Origin of the sequence: Rhizobium ruizarguesonis (assembly GCF_017357285.1) — a bacterium.
GTDB lineage: Bacteria > Pseudomonadota > Alphaproteobacteria > Rhizobiales > Rhizobiaceae > Rhizobium > Rhizobium ruizarguesonis.
Map to the genome: position 1 here is coordinate 186,723 of NZ_CP071679.1, position 17,605 is coordinate 204,327.

Here is a 17,605-nt window from a genome sequence, read left to right on the forward strand (position 1 = left end):
TCAGCCGGGAGACAGAGCCGCTTTGGTCGCTTCGGGGATCGGCGTCGGGCGGCTGTCGGAGAGGCCGACGCAGACCCAGACGAAATGCGCTGATGCGCAATGGGCGCCATCGCGCTGGCGAAAGAGTTCTATGGCGAAGGACAGGCTCGTGCGCCCGATTTTCTCCACGTCCACCTTCGCCTCGACGACATCGTCGAGGTCGATCGGGCTGTGAAAGGTGATCTCCGCCTTCTTCACGTGATAGGCGACGCCGGAGGAGGTGTGACGGAAATGGCTGAGAATTTGCCGTTGCCGCAGGAACTCGACGACCGCATCCTCGCAATAATCGAGATAACGGGAATTGTGGACATGACCATAGATGTCGATGTCTCGCATCGAGACCCGGAACGATGCTAAAGGCCTGTCGTCAACGCTCATTCGATCACCAATTCGACGGGGTGATCTAACCGCAGTGTGTGGGGGATGCAATGCAATATCAGGCGGTCGTGCGAAAATTCGGCCCGGCTCAAGATGTCGTCGAGCTCGAGCAGGCTGCGCTGCCGCCGCTGCGGCGCGACCAGGTGAGGGTGCGCCTGTTGGCGCGGGCGATCAACCCGTCCGATATCATCACGATATCAGGAGCCTATAGCGGACGCACGACATTGCCCTTCATTCCGGGCTTCGAAGCGTTCGGCGTGGTCGAACAGTGCGGCGAGGAGGTTCATGGGCTTTCGCCGGGAACACGCGTGCTGCCGGTGCGCAGCGCCGGTGGCTGGCAGGAATTCAAGGATACCGATCCCGGCTGGTGCCTTCGTGTTCCAGACGAGCTCACCGACTTCGAAGCTGCGACGAGCTACGTCAATCCGATGACGGCCTGGCTGATGCTGCATGCCAAGATCGGGCTGAGGCCGGGCATGCGTATTGCCATCAATGCCGCCGCCTCTTCGATCGGAGCGATATTGATCGGTCTCGCCAATGCCGCAGGCGTGGAGCCGGTCGCCATCGTCCGCAGCGAAGGATCGCTTGAGCGCCTGCGCGGCCGGGTCGAGGCTATCATCATCGATAGGGAGGAAAGCCAAAGCGATCTGGCTGCCGGGCTCGCCGGCCGACATGGGCTCGACGCGGTGCTCGATTGTGTCGGAGGCGCGCGCGCCGCCACCCTCGCCGATGCGCTGAAGCCCGGCGGGCATTTCGTGCATTACGGCCTGCTCTCGGGCCAAAGCATTCCGGCTTCCTTCTGGGCCTCCCATCCCGATATCGCCTTTTCCTATTGTCACCTCCGGGAATGGGTTCATTCGCAAGCGATGAGCGACGTCCAGCGGGCCTATTCCGAGATCGCGGCGCAGATCGTTTCGAAAATCATCGCGACCGAGGTGCGGGAGGTATTCCCCCTGGAAAATGTCCGGCAAGCCCTGCACTCCGCTCTTCCCTTTAGAACGGGCGGCAAGGTTCTGCTGGCGTGACGAACATGGTCACTAGGCCTTTTCGTGCCGTCGCCGCGCGCTAGTGATTGCCGGGTGGTTCCGCTCGGCCCATCCGATCAGGATTTTCATGGGGATGAGGAAGGATCGCCCAAGATCCGTCAATTCGTATTCCACACGAGGCGGGACCTCTGGATAGACGGTGCGCCGCACGAAGCCGTCCTGCTCCAGATGTTTCAACGTCTTGGAGAGCATCTGTTTCGAGATGTCGCCGATCTCGCGCATCAGCTCGTTGAAGCGTTTCTTCTCGTCTTCCAGCGCCTCGAGGGTGAGCAGGCTCCATTGATCGCCGATACGATCGAGCACGCCTCTGATCGGGCATCCCGCCCCGGGCTGTTGCTTAGGCTCGTCGGTTTCCTTGGGCATGCTCCGTCCTCGGTCATCCTCGGCTGACCTTGCCACTAAAACCTGCCTTCTTGCTAGGTATGTCGAGGTTTCATAGACCAGCTCTCATAGTCTGCTTTCTAGACTAGATCGCGAATTCATACCAAGGAGGTTGATGCATGACATTCGGGAAATCGCTTTTCGTCCTCGTCATTTTGGCGAGTGTCGCCGCGCCGGCCGGCGCTTTTGCTGAATCCGCCTCGCGGGATTTGAAGGTCGAGGAAGCCAACCGGAAGCTGGTGGTGGAATTCTACGACAGGTTCTTCAACAAGCACGATATCGAGGCCGCCGCGGTCGTCGCCGACGACTACCGGCAGCACAATCCTCAAGTTCCAGACGGGAAGAAGCCTTTGATTTCCTTCTTCAGCGGCTTCTTCAAGGACAATGCCCAGTCGCGAGCCCAGATCGTCCGCAGCGCCGCCGATGGCGATCTGGTCTGGTTGCATGTGCACGCGACGAATGGCGCAGGCGATCTTGGCCAGGCGATCGTCGATATATTCCGCGTCAAGGACGGCAAGATCGTCGAGCACTGGGACGTGATCCAGGCCGTTCCGAAAGAGGCGGCAAACAAGAATACGATGTTCTGAGTTGGGTGGGCCGGCTTCCCAGCTGGCCCCACTATCGGCGTTACACGCCTGGTTCAGCCGTCTCTCTCGTTGCTGCCGATTTCCGCAGCACTGCTCGGTCAACATTTGCCGATGGCCTAGCGCCCATACGCCAAGATGGCTGGTGCCATAATCGATCCGAGGACGCTCCGATTTCGGCGTTGCCAGCCCGTGTTTGGCGAGTTCCAGGGTCAGAATAAGGGTTTCGAGAAGGTTGAACTTGTGATCTCACCGCCTGTGGGGGAGATGGCCGGCAGGGCAGAGGGGGTGGCCATGGCACACCCTCTCCCTGCTCTCTGCAAGCCCTGAGTAGTCCGCGCCCCAAGCTTTGACGGCCAAGCGGGATCGGGAGTAGCATCCACGCGGTAGCGGCAAGGTGGTCAAAGCGGCCGGCCCGGTGGAGATGCAATGAAACACAAACTTTTCCTCCTGACGCTCGCGGCGCTGGCATTTTGTTCCGCATGGCCCATTTCCAACGCCTTCGCTGCGGCCCAGCCTATCTTCTGGAGAGCTTTACGGCCGGCCGATCAGGCCAAAGCGAAAGTGCCGTTGTCGGGCACGGCGGTGAGCGGCCCACAGGGCGAAACACTCGCCTGGCATGGGGAGGCGCATCCGATCGAATTGACGGGCTTCGTTCTGCCGATCGACCAGGAAGGCGATCTTGTCTACGAATTCATGCTGGTGCCTTGGGCCGGAGCCTGCAGCCACATGCCGTCCCCTCCGCCCAACCAACTGGTTCGTGTCGTTCCGGAAGAGCCTTTGCACCTGGCAAGAATGTACGAGACCGTCAGCGTGACGGGTACTCTGCGGCCCGGCCTGGATCAGGCGCAATTCTTCATGATCGACGGTGACCGCGTCCTCACCTACGGCTACAGCATAAACCATGCCGAGGTAGCGACAGTAACGGCGACGACTGATCCCGATCTGCTGTCACTTTCGCCTTTCGGCATTCTGCCTCGCCAGTAGAAGGCGCAGAGACGGCAACTGTCGATATTCTGATCGCCGCTCAGGCCAAGACCCGGGAGCTGGTTCTCGTCACTAACGATGTCGGGGAATTCCGCCGCGTCGACGGTCTGCGTGTCGAGGACTGGACGGTCGGGCGGTAAGTCCGGTCTCCGATGAAAAAATGCCCGGGCGCAGCTGAAACTGCGCGCCCGGGCAAAATGCTGCCGGTCAGACGAGGTCGAAACGATCGGCGTTCATGACCTTGTTCCAGGCGGCGACGAAATCCTTGACGAACTTCTGCTTGGCGTCGGACTGGCCGTAGACTTCGGCAAAGGCGCGAAGCTGCGAGTGCGAGCCGAAGATCAGGTCGACGCGGGTGCCGGTCCACTTGACTTCGTTCGTGTTGCGGTCGCGCCCTTCGTAAACGCCTTCCTTGCCGGTGACGGGCGACCACTGCGTGGCCATGTCGAGCAGGTTGACGAAGAAGTCGTTCGTCAGCGTTTCCGGACGGGACGTGAAGACGCCATGTTCGGGCGCGCCGGCCTTCAGCACACGCAGGCCGCCGACGAGAACGGTCATTTCAGGTCCGGTCAGCGTCAGCAACTGGGCGCGGTCGACGAGCGCTTCTTCCGGCTTCATGAACTGCCGGCCGCCGATATAGTTGCGGAAACCATCGGCGCGGGGTTTCAGCGCCGCGAAGGAATGCGCGTCGGTCTGCGCCTCGGCGGCGTCCGTGCGGCCCGGCGTGAACGGCACGCCGACGGCATGACCGCCGGCCGCTGCCGCCTTTTCCACACCGGCTGCACCGGCCAGAACGATCAGGTCGGCCAGCGAGATCTTCTTAGCGCCAGTCTGGGCAGCGTTGAAGTCCTTCTGGATGCCTTCGAGAACGCCGAGCACCTTGGCGAGTTGCGCCGGCTGGTTGACTTCCCAGTCCTTCTGCGGGGCAAGGCGGATACGCGCGCCATTGGCGCCGCCACGCTTGTCGGAGCCGCGGAAGGTCGAGGCGGACGCCCAGGCCGTCGAGACCAGTTCCTGTACGGTGAGGCCGGTTGCCAGCACCTTTGCCTTGAGGTCGGCGATGTCCCTGTCGTCGACGAGCGGATGATCGACGGCCGGGATCACATCCTGCCAGATCAGGTCTTCGGCCGGAACCTCCGGACCGAGGTAGCGCACCTTCGGTCCCATGTCGCGGTGAGTCAGCTTGAACCATGCGCGGGCGAAGGCATCGGCGAACTCGGCAGGGTTTTCGAGGAAGCGGCGCGAGATCTTCTCGTAGACAGGATCAAAACGCAGCGCCAGGTCGCTGGTCAGCATGGTCGGAAGATGCTTTTTCGACGCATCATAAGCATCCGGGATGGAGGCTTCAGCGTTCTTTGCGCTCCACTGATGCGCGCCGCCCGGGCTCTTGGTCAGCTCCCATTCGAAAGCGAACAGGTTTTCGAAGAAGTAGTTGCTCCACTGGGTCGGCGTCTGGGTCCAGGTCACTTCGAGGCCGCTGCCGATGGCATCGCGACCGACGCCGGTGTTGAACTTGCTGGTCCAGCCCAGGCCCTGAGCTTCGAGCTCGCCGCCTTCCGGGTCGACGCCGACAAACGACGGATCGCCAGCGCCATGGGTCTTGCCGAAAGTATGCCCGCCGGCGATCAGCGCCACGGTTTCTTCGTCGTTCATCGCCATACGGGCGAAGGTTTCACGGATGTCGCGGGCGGATGCCAGCGGATCCGGAGTGCCGTTCGGGCCTTCCGGGTTGACATAGATAAGGCCCATCTGCACGGCGCCAAGCGGCTCTGCCAGTTCGCGTTCACCACTGTAGCGTTCGTCACCCAGCCAGGTTCCCTCAGGACCCCAGTAGAGTTCTTCCGGCTCCCAGACGTCGGCGCGGCCGCCGGCGAAACCGAAGGTCTTGAAACCCATGGATTCGAGCGCGACGTTGCCGGTGAGGATCAACAGGTCAGCCCAGGAGATCCTGTTGCCGTATTTCTGCTTGATCGGCCACAGCAGGCGGCGGGCCTTGTCGAGGTTCACGTTGTCAGGCCAGCTGTTGAGCGGTGCAAAACGCTGCTGGCCCTGGCCGGCGCCACCACGGCCGTCGGTGATGCGGTATGTGCCGGCGCTGTGCCAGGCCATGCGGATGAACAGGCCGCCATAATGACCGAAATCGGCCGGCCACCAGTCCTTTGAATCCGTCATCAAGGCGTGAAGATCCTTCTTCAGGCCGTCGAGATCGAGCTTTTTGAACTCCTCGGCATAGTCGAAGGCCTGGCCGAGCGGATCGGCGCGGCCGGAATTCTGGTGAAGAATCTGCACGTTCAGCTGGTCCGGCCACCAGTCGCGATTGGATCTGCTGCGAGGCGTATTACCGTGTGCAACAGGACATTTGCCTGCGCTGTCAGTGGGGTTGTCCATGATCGTCTCCTTCATTGCTTGATCTGTCTGCGGTCCAAAAAGATGAGCCGAGCTGGTGCCCCACTCTCTCCCTGCAGTCTTCATATCGGAAGCGCTTCATAAATTTAAGTTGGATTTACTGATCGTTGCGATAAGCTGAGGTTATGAAGAACCTTACCCTGAAACAGCTACGCTATTTTGAAGCACTGGCAAGAGATGGCCGCTTCCGACGCGCTGCCGACGCCTGTGCAATCTCCCAGCCGGCATTGTCAATGCAGATCAAAGAACTTGAGCAAGAATTGGGCGGTGAGCTTTTTGAGCGCAACGCGCGTGAGGTGAAACTGACCGCCTTCGGTCAGACCGTGGCTCTCAGGATCCGCGATATCCTGCGTGGCGTGGACGAGCTTGCGGAGCTGGCGCGGGCCGCGCGTGATCCCTTCCTGACGCGGCTGCGCATCGGCATCATCCCGACGATTGCACCCTATCTGTTGCCGGCAATCATCAATGACCTGAACAAGAGCTTCGCGGGTATCCAGATCGAAGTGCGCGAAACGCAGACGTCGAAGCTGGTTCAGGAGCTGGCACAAGGCCAGCTGGACACGGCAATTGTTGCTTTGCCCGTGTCGGAACCCTCCCTGGCAGAACTCGAGCTCTTCAAGGAAGAGTTCGTGCTGGTCCGGCGCCCCGAAGACGAGGGCAAGCCCGTACCCGAACGCGAGGCGCTGCGCGAAATGCGGCTGCTGCTGCTCGAGGAAGGTCACTGCTTTCGCGATCAGGCCTTGTCATTCTGCAAGATAGGGCAGGCCCGCCCCCGGGAGGTCATGGAAGGCAGCTCTTTATCCACCCTGGTCCAGATGGTCAGCGCCGGGATCGGCATCACCTTGATCCCGGAGATGGCCGTTCCGGTGGAAACGCGCTCGGCCCATGTTTCGATCTCCCGTTTCCAGTCTCCGCAGCCGTCGCGAACGATCGGCATGATCTGGCGCAATTCGACGCCGATGGCCAAACAGCTCCAGCAGGTTTCAGAGGCGGTTCGCCGGTCGGCCGAAACCATGCGCGAACAGTATATCGCGCGGTGATGGACCTGACATCGCCTCGCCTCAGGATCGCCGCTTGAACGTATGCTCCGCTGCCGGAAACTGTCGCGATCGGACCTCTTCGGCATAAGCCGCAGCGGCGGCCGAAATCCTCTTGCCGAGTTCGTCGTAGCGCTTGACGAAACGCGGGGTGAAATCGTTGAAGAGCCCCAGAATGTCGTCGGAAACCAGAACCTGGCCGTCGCAGGCGGAAGAAGCGCCGATACCGATGGTCGGGATGTGCATGGCGGCCGTCACCTCGCGGGCGAGCGGCTCCACCGTGCCCTCGATGACGACGGCAAAGGCGCCCGAGCCGCCGATGGCATGGGCATCACGCCGGATCTTCGACGTCTCGTGTTCGGAATGGCCGACGGAACGATAACCGCCTGCGGTATGAACCTGCTGCGGCATCAGGCCGATATGCCCCATAACCGGGATTCCCCGCTTGGTCAGAAAAGCGATGGTCTCGGCCATCTCCTCGCCCCCCTCCAGCTTGACGGCATCGCAACCGGTTTCCTGCAGGACGCGCACAGCATTGCGGAAGGCAATCTCCTTGGATTCCTGATAGGTGCCGAACGGCATGTCGACGACGACGCAGGCCTTGCCGACGCCGCGCATCACCGCCTTGCCGTGTGCGATCATCATATCGAGCGTCACGCCGATGGTGCTCTCCATGCCGTAGAGCACCATACCGAGCGAATCCCCGACCAGCAGGAGGTCGCAATGCTCATCGAGCAGCCGCGCCATCGGCGTCGTATAGGCGGTCAGGCAGACGATCGGCTTGCCGCCCTTCATGGCTGAAATGCGGGCTGGCGTAAGGCGCTTCTGAATTCCGGCCGCACTCATCTGGTCACTCCTTTTCCCGGCAGACCCCGGCCGCTGATGACTCTCTTGTCACCGATAACTTGATTGTGACTGACGACCCTGTTGTCCAGCAGCCGTGTCGAGCCGACCCGAACGAAGAGCGCCACGACGACAGGGTCTGCGATCGACGTGACCTTCTGCAGCGTCGAGGCATCCCTGACGGCGACGACCTCGGGCTTTGCCAGAGGCTCGCGACCAAGAAACGCCGTGAGCTTTGCCTCGAGTTCCACCGGATCGGTCAGGCCGCCGGCGACCAGACGCTCGGCCTCGTCAAGGGTCTGAGGGACAATCACCGCGGCACGCCGCTCCGCCTCGCTGAGATAGACGTTGCGCGACGACAATGCGAGGCCGTCGCTATCCCTGACCGTCGGCACTGATTTCACGCGCACCGGCACGGCCAGATCGTCCACCATGCGCTTGATGATGACGACCTGCTGGTAATCCTTCTCTCCGAAATAGGCGGTTTGCGGCTGCACGATGTTGAAAAGCTTGCAGACGACAGTGGCGACGCCGGCAAAATGCCCAGGCCGTACCGCGCCCTCGAGTTCGCACCCGAGATCGGGAACGTCGACGAGGGTCAGCATCGGGCGCGGATACATGTCCTCGACGCCAGGTGAAAAAAGGAAATTGACGCCGGCTTGCCTCAGCATGGCGGCATCGCGTTCCAGATCGCGCGGATATTTGCTGAGGTCTTCCGCCGGGCTAAACTGCAGCGGATTGACGAAAATCGAGACGACGACGATGTCATTCTCGGCGCGAGCGCGCGAGACGAGCTCCATATGACCGGCATGAAGATAACCCATCGTCGGAACGAGGCCGACGGTCCGCCCTTGCCGCCTCAGCGCATCGAGCGTGTGGCGCAGCTCGTCAATGCTCGAGAAAACCCGCATATATCCTCCCCTGGACCGGTCACTCCATCTTGGGCGCGGATATGAAGTGTAATCGATGCGGCAGGTCAATGCATATTCCTCGATAAAAACGATTAGATGCAACGGCAGCCGGTGACGCCAGGCCATATCAGCTCCCGCAAAATGGCTTTTCGCCACTCGGCTCCTGTTCCACGTCTCACCTGCTTGCAGTGGAACCGACGATGTGCGACTTCCGTTACTCGCCCTGTCCGTCAAGATACCATCACAGTCGGTCGCTATGGACGTTACATGGAGGACGCATGGACAAGCCCTGGAAGATCAGCCGCGGACCGATTGCGGCAACCGAGCTCGACGTGGAGAAGGCAAACGCGATCAATGTGCTGCTGATCCGGCCGGTCGGCGTGCTTCCGGCCAAGGCGGGAGATCCAATCCTTCCCTTTGCCGTCGGCCTTTTCAATGAACTCCGCCCGCTCCTGAAGCCCGATGCCGGTGTCACCACGCTGCGGCGAGCGACCGCGGCCTATGTCCACTGCCGACGCTACTATTTCGCCAGCGCCCAGCCCGATTCCATGCGCCATGGCCTTGACGGCGAACCCGTCGAACCACTGTCGCCCGAAGACCGGCTGGTCGCGCAAAAACGCTTCCTGAGCCTCAAGCAGAACACCGGCAAGACAGATGCATCCGAGCAGACGGCAACAGTTCCCGCTCCCCTGTTGAGCAAAAGCGAACAGATCCGCGCAGCCCTCCTCGGCAAAAGGAACGCCACCAGCTAGAGCAGAATGACATCAGCGTCTCATATCCGGCTTGCAGTCATTGCGCGTTCTTGCGTAGTGCGACCGTCTTTCACAAGGTCGACGTAATAGTATCGTTTCGCAGCGAATAGCATCTGCGCGCAACGTCGGACTGCTTAAACCTTCGCATTAGCCTCAAGTATGTTTGCTTTACATACCTTTAATGCAATTACGCTAATTTTAGCATCAACCAGAAACCCAGTCCGGGCTTGCTAGAACGATGCGTTTCCTGATTGCAGCTTCCTTAATCGCATTGGCCGTCGTCCAGCCTGGCGCGGCCGCCGATCTCTCCGCGTATAAGCGGCCACTGACAGTTCCTTTCGAGGGCGTTACAGTCTACTCCCCCCAGTTGGCGACGCTCGGCAAGATGCTGTTCTTCGATCCGCGGCTTTCCGGCAACAAGAACATGACCTGCGCCAGCTGTCATAACCCTTCCTTCGGCTTCGAGACACCGGTGACGACGCCGATCGGCGCGGCCAATACCGCGCTTGCGCGCCAGGCGCCGACCGTTCTGAACGTTGCCTGGGTCACGCCCTTCTTCTGGGACGGCCGCGCGCCGAACCTGGAGGAGCAGGCGGCAGGCCCGATCACTGCTGCCGCCGAAATGAACGGCAAGCTCGACACCGCCGTGACCGAAATGCAGGGTATACCTGATTACAAGAAGTGGTTCGACGAGGTATTCCCTGACAAGGGCGTCACCAAGGAGACGATGCTAACGGCGATCGCCACCTATGAGCGGACGGTGGTTTCCAATTGGTCGCCCTTCGACCGCTGGGTGGACGGCGACGAGAAGGCGGTCTCCGACAGCGCCAAGCGGGGCTTCGAGCTGTTCACCGGCACCGCCGGCTGCTCCTCCTGCCATACGGGCTGGAACTTCACCGACAACAAATTCCACGACATCGGCCTGCCGGGCGACGATATCGGTCGCTACAAGATCGATGCGAGCAGCGCGGACAATAAATATGCCTTCAAGACGCCCGGCCTGCGCAACACGCTCTACCGTGGCCCTTATATGCATGACGGCAGCCTGAAGAGCATGGACGAGGTGATCGTCCATTATGAAAGCGGCGGCGTCAGCCGTCCGTCGCTCGATAAGGCGATGTCGCCCTTCTTGCTGACGGACCAGGAGAGCAAGGATCTGATCGCCTTTCTCGGAACCCTGACTGCAGAAAAGCAAGACATCCCCCTGCCGACGCTGCCGAACTGAGGTGCTGGCAATGAAACTCTCCATACGCATGCAGATTCTCGTGCCCATGGTGGCTACGATCATCGTCGGCTTCGGCAGCGCATTCCTGATCGGCTATCAGGCGATCGTCGGCCAGACCCAGGTCGCCGCGGTGGTGCAGGAAGCGGTGAACGCCAAGATGGTCTCCGCCCATATCGAACGGCAGTTCAAGGATGCGACCTCCGTCGTGGACCGGGTGCTTTCGATGACGAATTTCGTCCCGGCGGCCGAGGTCAAGGCCGGGTTCGATAAGAGCAATGGAGCGCTGGTGCAGTCGCTCGATGAGCTCGGCCGCGTCGATCTCGCCGGTTCGCTGACCGAGGGCGTGCAGTCACTCCGCCAGGCCCATGATGTCTGGGAAAAGGACGTCAGGATCAGTCTCGGGCTGCAGCAGGCGGACGAGGTCCCGACAGCCGAAAAGCTGGCGCGCTCGCAGCAGGCGATCCTGACCGGGATTGTCGCGGTCAACGCGATCGTCGATAAAATAGCAACCGAGAGCGTCGCCGCCGCCGGCAGCGCCCTGGAATCGAAAATCGAAACCGAATTGGCATTGGCGGGCATTGCCGCGCTCGTCGGCCTCGGCATTCTCATCGCCATCGCCCGGCATGTGTCACGCCCGATCCAGCGCATCACCCAATCCATGCAGGAACTCGCAGCCGGCGAGACGGACAAGGCAATCCCCTACGCAGGGCGCCGCGACGAAATCGGCCTGATGGCCGGTTCGGTCGAAGTCTTCCGCCAGAACGCCATCGCCCGCGCCGAGCTCGAAAGCGAGGCCGAGGAGAACCGTCGCCTGGCAGAAGCAAACCGGCTGGCGGACCAGGAGCAGGCGGAGCGGAGCGCGGCGGAACGGTTGACGATCGCCACGTCAGGCCTTGCCGCCGGGCTGAAGCGCCTCGCCCAGGGCGATCTCGCCTTCCAGCTGTCGGACGCATTCGCGCCGGAATTCGAACCGCTCAGGCATGATTTCAACGCCTCCGTCAAGCAACTCGGCGATACGCTCCTTTCCGTTTCCGAAAGCGTATCGATCATCAATTCAGGCACTCGCGAGATCAGCAACGGCTCCAACGAACTCTCCGGCCGCACCGAACGGCAGGCTGCGACGCTCGAACAGACTGCCGCGGCGCTGAACGCCGTAACCGCCAAGGTCACGGAAGCTTTCGAGATCGCCAAAGAGGCCCGCAGCGTCGCCGACAATGCCAATCGCAGCGCCATGGCGTCAGGCAAGGTGGTGGCCCAGACAGTCGAGGCCATGGATCAGATCCAGGAATCGTCCAAGCAGATCAACAACATCATCAGCGTCATCGATCAGATTGCCTTCCAGACCAATTTGCTGGCGCTCAATGCCGGCGTCGAGGCTGCCCGCGCCGGCGAAGCCGGCAAGGGTTTCGCCGTCGTCGCCCATGAAGTGCGCGAACTCGCGCAACGCTCGGCCCAGGCCGCCAAGGAGATCAAGGACCTGATCGGGCGGGCATCCGCCAACGTCGCCAGCGGCGTCGAACTGGTCAGCCACACCGGCGCAGCGCTTGGTGACATCGGCCGCTTCATCGCCGATATCAATCAGCGCATGGAAGCGCTGGCGGCCTCGGCGCGTGAACAGGCGACGAATCTGTCGGAGGTCAATTCGGCCATGGGCCAGCTCGACCAGGTGACCCAGCAGAACGCCTCGATGGTGGAGGAAACCACAGCCGCCAGCGTCACGCTCGCCAGCGAGGCCGAGCGCCTGCGCGAACTGGTCACGCAGTTCGAATTGGGCAGGGCGCAAGCCAACACCCGGACATATCGCGACGCGGCCTGAGCGGAGCCTGAAAACCGGCCGGTGCAGGACTGAGAGCTTTTCGGGGCCGGGGGCGCGGAAAACGCGCCCCCGGCTGGCGCCGGCCGAAGGGGAGGGGCAATCGGCCGGGTCAGTTCAACGGGGCTTCGCCTGATGTGATCCGCTGCTCGTTTCCGGCAAACAGGTGAACAGCATCATGGATTGGCGCAATCCTCAGCACCTCGCCGGGGGCGGCCCTGATCCGTTCCCTGAAGACGCAGGTCAGCGTCTGCGTTCCCAGCCGGACGATGACGAGCGTTTCCGAACCCGTCGGCTCGACGACCACGGTCGTTACCTCGATGCCGCCCGGGTCCAACCGGATATGCTCGGGACGAATGCCGTAGATCACGGCTTCAGGCGGACGGCGCTCGCTCGGCAGGAGCAGGCCGTCGGCGGTTCGAAACCCGTCTTCCGTCATGTTGCCGCTGATGAAATTCATCGCCGGGGAGCCGATGAAGCCGGCGACGAAGAGGTTGTTCGGACGATCGTACAACTCCAGCGGAGAACCCGACTGCTCGATCAGGCCATCCTTCATGACGACGATCTTGTCGGCCATGGTCATGGCTTCGATCTGGTCGTGGGTGACATAGATGGTGGTCGTCTGCAGCCGTTGATGCAATTCCTTGATCTCCGAGCGCATCTGCACCCTGAGCTTGGCGTCGAGGTTAGACAGGGGCTCGTCGAAGAGGAAGACGGCCGGGTCGCGAACGATCGCCCGCCCCATCGCCACACGCTGTCTCTGGCCGCCCGACAGCTGCTTGGGATATCTCTCCAGGAGACTTTCGAGACCGAGGATCTTCGCGGCGTTGCCGACCCGCTGATCGATCTCCGTCCGCGGCATTCGTTTCAGCCGCAACGAAAAGCCCATGTTCTTGGCAACAGTCATGTGCGGATAGAGCGCATAATTCTGGAACACCATGGCGATGTCCCGGTCCTTGGGCGCAAGCTCGTTGACGATATGCTTGCCGATCTGGATCTGCCCCGAGGTGATGCCCTCGAGGCCGGCGATCATTCTCAAAAGCGTGGATTTGCCGCAGCCCGAGGGGCCGACCAGAACGACGAACTCGCCGTCGCCGATGTCGACCGATACGCCTTTGATAGCTTTGAACGCGCCGTAATCCTTGCGCGCATTGTTGACCGAAACATGGGCCATTACCGTCCTCCCGAAATCGCTGTCAAAGTCCGCTCAGGACATTTCTCAAATAATCGAGGCCGAGGCGCTCGCCGTCTTTGCGCGCGGCTAAGTCCTTGCCCGGCCAGCCATAGGCGGCATCCTCGTGTTCGATCGACAGCGTGCCGTCGAAGCCAGCCCCGCTGGCCTGGCGCAGGAACCTCGGCCAATCGATGAGGCCGAGCCCGGGCAGCTTGTATTGCCACCAGCCCTTGCCGTGATAGCCGACAGCCTGCAGGCTCTCCGCATTGATTGCCGTGTCCTTGGCGTGAAGGATGGCGATGCGATCCTTCACCGCCTCCATCGCCTGATAGGGATCGACGCCGATGCGAATGAGGTGCGAGGGATCGAATTCCAGGCCGAAGCGGGGGTTCTCGATCCTTTGAAAAAGCTCCTGCCATCCTTTCGGCGTCGTACCGATGAAATTGTCCTTCGGACCCGGCCAGTTCTCGATTGCGAAGGTGAGGCCAAAGGGCTGCGTCTCAGCGATCAGGCCGTTGGCGAAATCGGCGAAGTCATCGTAGTTGGCTTCGTCGCTTGCGGTGTCGTCCCGGCCCGGGAAGATCACGAAGATCGGGACGCCCGCTTCACCGATCGCGCCGGCAAATTCGGCGGTCCTTTCCCGAAGTGCCTTTCGTTTTGCCCGGTCGGCATCGAGTTGATTGCCGAAATAGGTAATTGACGACACGAAGAGGTCGCGGCTGCGTGCGAGCGCGACGGCGGCCTCCAACCGATCGGGCGTTTTGATATGGCCGCCGACATCGATCTCGATGGCGTCGAAACCGGCCGATGCGGCGAAATCCACCACTTCCTCGAAGGGGCGATCGTTGAATGTCGAAGTGTAAAAGCCGATCTTCACCAAAATCCTCCTTCAACAAAATCCCTGGGGCCTGGCGGCCGTTTCAACCGTTCAGGCGATCCATGTTCTTGAGTGGCGAACGTGTGCGTTGAGCCGCGTCCGCCGATGCGAGCATGAGGGCTGCTGCCATCGGCATGACCGCCGCCCCCATGGCAGAGGCATCCTCTCCGAGCGAGGCGCGATGAAGCGAGGGGAGGTTGGTGTCCTCGGCATCGAGATGCTCGTGCACATAGCGCAGCAACTCGTCGACGATGCGGATCGGCAATCTGCCGCCGACGAGGACGGCGTCGGGGTCGACGACCATGCCGATATGCTTGACGGCGACGGCCAGATGCGCGCTCATTTCCTTCAGCCATTGCGACACGAGGCGCCTGCCATGCGCATCCAGCGTCAGGAGATCGTGGGGAACACTCACCTCGACGCCATGCCGCGCAAGAAAATCATAGAGGAAGAACAGCGAGAATATCTCGCCGAGAAGCTGGACCTTATGGGCCTTCCCGTCCCCGCCATCGGCAATCGGAAGCCAGCCAATTTCACCGCTGAGGCCCATGGCGCCGCGATGACCATTGCCATCGAGCACGAGGCCGCCGCCCGGGCATGGATTGATGGCGATGTAGAAGAAGCTGCTGCTTTCAGCACCCAGTCCATAATCGAGTTCGGCAAGGGCTGCGGCATTGGCTTCGTTTTCGATGAAGACGGGATGCTGCGTCAGGTTCTCCAGTGCGGCGCGCACATCGAATGCCGTCCATTCCTGATAAGCCTCGGGCTTGCCGAGGAGCGAAATCTCGCCAAGCCAATCCGGCATCGCCAGACCGATGCCGGCCAGGCGCGCGTCGTCGATGAGCCGGCTGCGCTGGAAATGCGAAATCGCATCGGCCGTGAGCTGCAGGAATTCCGCCGGCAGGATGAAACGTTTCTCATGATGCACACGGGCGCGGACGTTGCCAACGGCATCGACGGCCAGGATCGTCAGATGGTCGCGATCGATGTTGATGCCGATGGCAAAGCAGGCATCCGGATTGATTTCGAGTTCGATCGCCGGCTGGCCTCTCAGCCCATGCCGGCGGCGGGCTTCCATGATCAGGCCCTCGTCCAGCAGGCGATCGACGATCCGGGCGATTGCCGGTTTGGTAAAACCCGTCCGCCTGGCGATTTCAGCGCGCGAAATCGGCGCCTGACGATGGATGCAGCGCAGGACGACGGCCCTGTTGTGCTCACCTGCATCCTCGACATTGGCGCCCGTCAGATCCGGGGACAGTCTGGCGCCGAGTGTCTGGTTCATGCTTGAAATCCTTCCTTGCGCATAGAGACTGAACCGCTCCTCATCCCTTGACCGCGCCGCTGGTCATTGCCCCGAGGATCAGCCGCTGGAGCGACAGGAAGGCGACGATCGCCGGAACGACCGCGATCAGGCAGGCGGCGGCAAGCAGCTGGATGGACGAGTCGGTCTGCATGCCGCGGAAGTTAAAGATCCCGACGCCGATCGGCATCAGATCATTTTTCGTGAGCAACAGAAAAGGCACCAGAAATTGCGACCAGCCGGCAATCACCGTGATGATGAAGACCGAGGCTATGCCCGGCGCCGATAATGGCAGAACGATGCGCCAGAAGACGGAAAACCTGTTGCAGCCATCGATCATGGCCGCCTCGTCGAGGCTGCGCGGAATGCCGTCGACCGTGCTCTTCAGGAGCCAGGTCGCCAGCGGAACGCCAAGTGCGATATAGACCATGACGACGGCAAAATGCGTATCCAGCAGGCCGAGGCGGTTCATGTAGCGGTAGAGCGGCACCATAATGACGAGCGGCGAGATCATCTGGAAGAGCAGCAGCCCCATCATCGACAGGCCCTTGCCCCGGAATTGAAATCGGGAAAAGGCGTATGCCGCGGGCAGTGCGACGATCAGGACGCCCAGTCCGCTGAGGGCGGCAAGCTTGAGGCCGTTCCAGAGATAGATCGGAAAGTAACTGTTGTTGAGAACGGTGATGAAGTTGTCGATGGTGGGATTGTTTGGAATATATCGCGCCGCGCCGCGATAGATCTCGCGCTTGTCGCGCATCGCCATCGACAGGAGATAGGTAAGGGGGCCGGCGAAGAATACGAACATTACCAGCATGAACAGATAGCTCATGGCATCGCCGAGCCGCGTTCCGGTCCGCCCGCTCATTGCTCTTCCTCCTTCGGCAGGAACGACGCATAGACGAAGGCGAGCCCGAGGCTGATGATCAGCATCAGCACGGAGAGCACGCTGCCGCCGGACAGGTCGTAGTTTCTAAAGACGATATTGAAGACGTAGAGCGAGATGACCTCGGTCGCACGCCCCGGACCGCCGCCCGTCAGCGTGATGATCGCATCGAAGGTATTCACCGTCTGGATCGTAATGAGGATCATGTTGACGAGGATCGCCGCGCGCAGCTGCGGAAGCGTGACGAAGAAAAACTGCTGTGATGCCGTCGCGCCGTCGACCTCCGCCGCTTCATAGAGCGAGGGATCGATCGACTTCAGAGCCGCATACATGACGACCATCGAAAATGCGGTGCCGCGCCATATATTGGAAATGAGGGTGGACCACGGCGCAATAGCAGGATCCGAGAGCCAGGCGACAACAGGCATGTGCATCAGCCTCAGAATGCTGTTCAGCGCACCATAAGGCGCTTCGGAAAAGAGCATCTGCCAGATGATGCCGCCGGCAATTCCCGGAACGACCCAGGCAACCAGCGCCGTCGTCCTCAGAATGGTGGTGCCGAACAGGCCGCGCTTTTCGCCGCGGATGACCACGACAGCGACCGCAAGGCCCAAGATCTGCTGACCGATGACGCTGCCGCCGACGAAGATCAGGGTCGCCCATAAAATGTCGGGCAGCTGCGGCGAGCTCAACGCATTGGTGATCGACCCCAGCGTATAATCCTGACTGTCGCCGATCAGCGTGGCATTGGTGAATGAAAGCCTGAAAACGTCGATGACGGGGTAAAGGTAGAAGATGCCGATGACGACGATCACGGGCATGATCCAGGGCAGGGGCGCACCGGCGAAACGGCGCATGAACGTTCTGCTTTGAGGCGGGCTATCAGCCTCGATGGCAATGGGGCTCATTGGCTTCTCTGTGCGGGGTTTCGCAATGTCGACGGCGCCTGGCGGGCAGGCGCCGTCACGG

The 17,605-nt window shown here is 61.3% G+C and carries 17 protein-coding genes and 1 pseudogene; 8 read left to right on the top strand and 10 right to left on the bottom strand.

Going from position 1 to position 17,605, the window contains the following annotated elements; translation table 11 throughout:
* Entirely contained in the window at positions 1 to 417 is a 417-nt protein-coding gene (locus J3P73_RS25425; protein WP_024321610.1) for an acyl-CoA thioesterase, read from the bottom strand.
* 50 nt (positions 418 to 467) lie between these two features.
* Between J3P73_RS25425 and J3P73_RS25430 the strand changes: the two genes are divergently transcribed.
* The gene (locus tag J3P73_RS25430) at positions 468 to 1,442 is read left to right on the top strand and encodes a zinc-dependent alcohol dehydrogenase family protein (RefSeq protein ID WP_024321609.1); all 975 of its coding nucleotides are present in this window, start codon (positions 468 to 470) and stop codon (positions 1,440 to 1,442) included.
* A gap of 12 nt (positions 1,443 to 1,454) precedes the next feature.
* Here J3P73_RS25430 and J3P73_RS25435 read toward each other — a convergent pair whose 3' ends face one another.
* Positions 1,455 to 1,826, bottom strand: coding sequence for a winged helix-turn-helix transcriptional regulator (locus J3P73_RS25435; protein WP_024321608.1), 372 nt, complete (start codon positions 1,824 to 1,826; stop codon positions 1,455 to 1,457).
* Positions 1,827 to 1,963: 137 nt separating this feature from the next.
* Between J3P73_RS25435 and J3P73_RS25440 the strand changes: the two genes are divergently transcribed.
* The 3 genes and pseudogenes from J3P73_RS25440 to J3P73_RS37675 form a co-directional block, all read left to right on the top strand.
* Positions 1,964 to 2,431 (top strand): nuclear transport factor 2 family protein, encoded by a 468-nt coding sequence (locus tag J3P73_RS25440; RefSeq protein ID WP_024321607.1) that lies wholly within the window; start codon positions 1,964 to 1,966, stop codon positions 2,429 to 2,431.
* A gap of 426 nt (positions 2,432 to 2,857) precedes the next feature.
* On the top strand, positions 2,858 to 3,415 hold the full coding sequence (locus J3P73_RS25445; protein WP_024321605.1) for a DUF3299 domain-containing protein: 558 nt from the start codon (positions 2,858 to 2,860) through the stop codon (positions 3,413 to 3,415).
* Positions 3,416 to 3,438: 23 nt separating this feature from the next.
* Positions 3,439 to 3,555 (top strand): annotated as a pseudogene (locus J3P73_RS37675) (type II toxin-antitoxin system VapC family toxin); the annotation flags it as partial.
* 67 nt (positions 3,556 to 3,622) lie between these two features.
* Here the strand turns inward: J3P73_RS37675 and katG are convergent.
* Entirely contained in the window at positions 3,623 to 5,803 is a 2,181-nt protein-coding gene (gene katG, locus J3P73_RS25450) for a catalase/peroxidase HPI (RefSeq protein WP_164569059.1), read from the bottom strand.
* A gap of 143 nt (positions 5,804 to 5,946) precedes the next feature.
* Between katG and J3P73_RS25455 the strand changes: the two genes are divergently transcribed.
* Complete coding sequence (locus tag J3P73_RS25455; RefSeq protein WP_018071267.1) at positions 5,947 to 6,861, top strand: hydrogen peroxide-inducible genes activator; 915 nt, start codon at positions 5,947 to 5,949, stop codon at positions 6,859 to 6,861.
* Positions 6,862 to 6,882: 21 nt separating this feature from the next.
* Here the strand turns inward: J3P73_RS25455 and panB are convergent, their stop codons facing one another.
* Both panB and panC read right to left on the bottom strand, forming a co-directional pair.
* Complete coding sequence (gene panB / locus J3P73_RS25460) at positions 6,883 to 7,704, bottom strand: 3-methyl-2-oxobutanoate hydroxymethyltransferase (RefSeq protein WP_024321603.1); 822 nt, start codon at positions 7,702 to 7,704, stop codon at positions 6,883 to 6,885.
* On the bottom strand, positions 7,701 to 8,612 hold the full coding sequence (gene panC, locus J3P73_RS25465; protein ID WP_027688137.1) for a pantoate--beta-alanine ligase: 912 nt from the start codon (positions 8,610 to 8,612) through the stop codon (positions 7,701 to 7,703). The genes panB and panC overlap by 4 nt, the downstream gene beginning before the upstream one ends.
* Positions 8,613 to 8,890: 278 nt before the next feature.
* On the opposite strand from panC, the gene J3P73_RS25470 reads away from it, so the two are divergent.
* The 3 genes from J3P73_RS25470 to J3P73_RS25480 all read left to right on the top strand — a co-directional run bounded on the left by J3P73_RS25470 (position 8,891) and on the right by J3P73_RS25480 (position 12,405).
* Positions 8,891 to 9,364 carry a ProQ/FINO family protein gene (locus tag J3P73_RS25470; RefSeq protein WP_130673650.1) on the top strand — a complete coding sequence of 158 codons (474 nt, stop codon included), beginning with the start codon at positions 8,891 to 8,893 and terminating at the stop codon, positions 9,362 to 9,364.
* Between the two features lie 238 nt (positions 9,365 to 9,602).
* Positions 9,603 to 10,589 (top strand): cytochrome-c peroxidase, encoded by a 987-nt coding sequence (locus J3P73_RS25475; protein ID WP_027688135.1) that lies wholly within the window; start codon positions 9,603 to 9,605, stop codon positions 10,587 to 10,589.
* 10 nt (positions 10,590 to 10,599) lie between these two features.
* A complete protein-coding gene (locus tag J3P73_RS25480; protein ID WP_130673651.1) occupies positions 10,600 to 12,405 on the top strand; it encodes a methyl-accepting chemotaxis protein in 1,806 nt (601 codons plus the stop codon).
* Positions 12,406 to 12,514: 109 nt separating this feature from the next.
* On the opposite strand, the gene J3P73_RS25485 is transcribed toward J3P73_RS25480, so the two are convergent.
* Genes J3P73_RS25485 through J3P73_RS25505 form a run of 5 tightly spaced genes read right to left on the bottom strand, consistent with a single transcriptional unit; the run spans position 12,515 to position 17,544 of the window.
* The gene (locus J3P73_RS25485) at positions 12,515 to 13,576 is read right to left on the bottom strand and encodes an ABC transporter ATP-binding protein (protein WP_027688133.1); all 1,062 of its coding nucleotides are present in this window, start codon (positions 13,574 to 13,576) and stop codon (positions 12,515 to 12,517) included.
* Positions 13,577 to 13,598: 22 nt separating this feature from the next.
* Entirely contained in the window at positions 13,599 to 14,453 is an 855-nt protein-coding gene (locus tag J3P73_RS25490) for a sugar phosphate isomerase/epimerase family protein (RefSeq protein WP_130673652.1), read from the bottom strand.
* 43 nt (positions 14,454 to 14,496) lie between these two features.
* The gene (locus J3P73_RS25495; protein WP_130673653.1) at positions 14,497 to 15,735 is read right to left on the bottom strand and encodes an ROK family transcriptional regulator; all 1,239 of its coding nucleotides are present in this window, start codon (positions 15,733 to 15,735) and stop codon (positions 14,497 to 14,499) included.
* Positions 15,736 to 15,775: 40 nt separating this feature from the next.
* Complete coding sequence (locus tag J3P73_RS25500; RefSeq protein ID WP_018245496.1) at positions 15,776 to 16,618, bottom strand: carbohydrate ABC transporter permease; 843 nt, start codon at positions 16,616 to 16,618, stop codon at positions 15,776 to 15,778.
* The gene (locus tag J3P73_RS25505) at positions 16,615 to 17,544 is read right to left on the bottom strand and encodes a carbohydrate ABC transporter permease (protein WP_130673654.1); all 930 of its coding nucleotides are present in this window, start codon (positions 17,542 to 17,544) and stop codon (positions 16,615 to 16,617) included. The genes J3P73_RS25500 and J3P73_RS25505 overlap by 4 nt, the downstream gene beginning before the upstream one ends.
* Between the last annotated feature and the right edge of the window lie 61 nt (positions 17,545 to 17,605).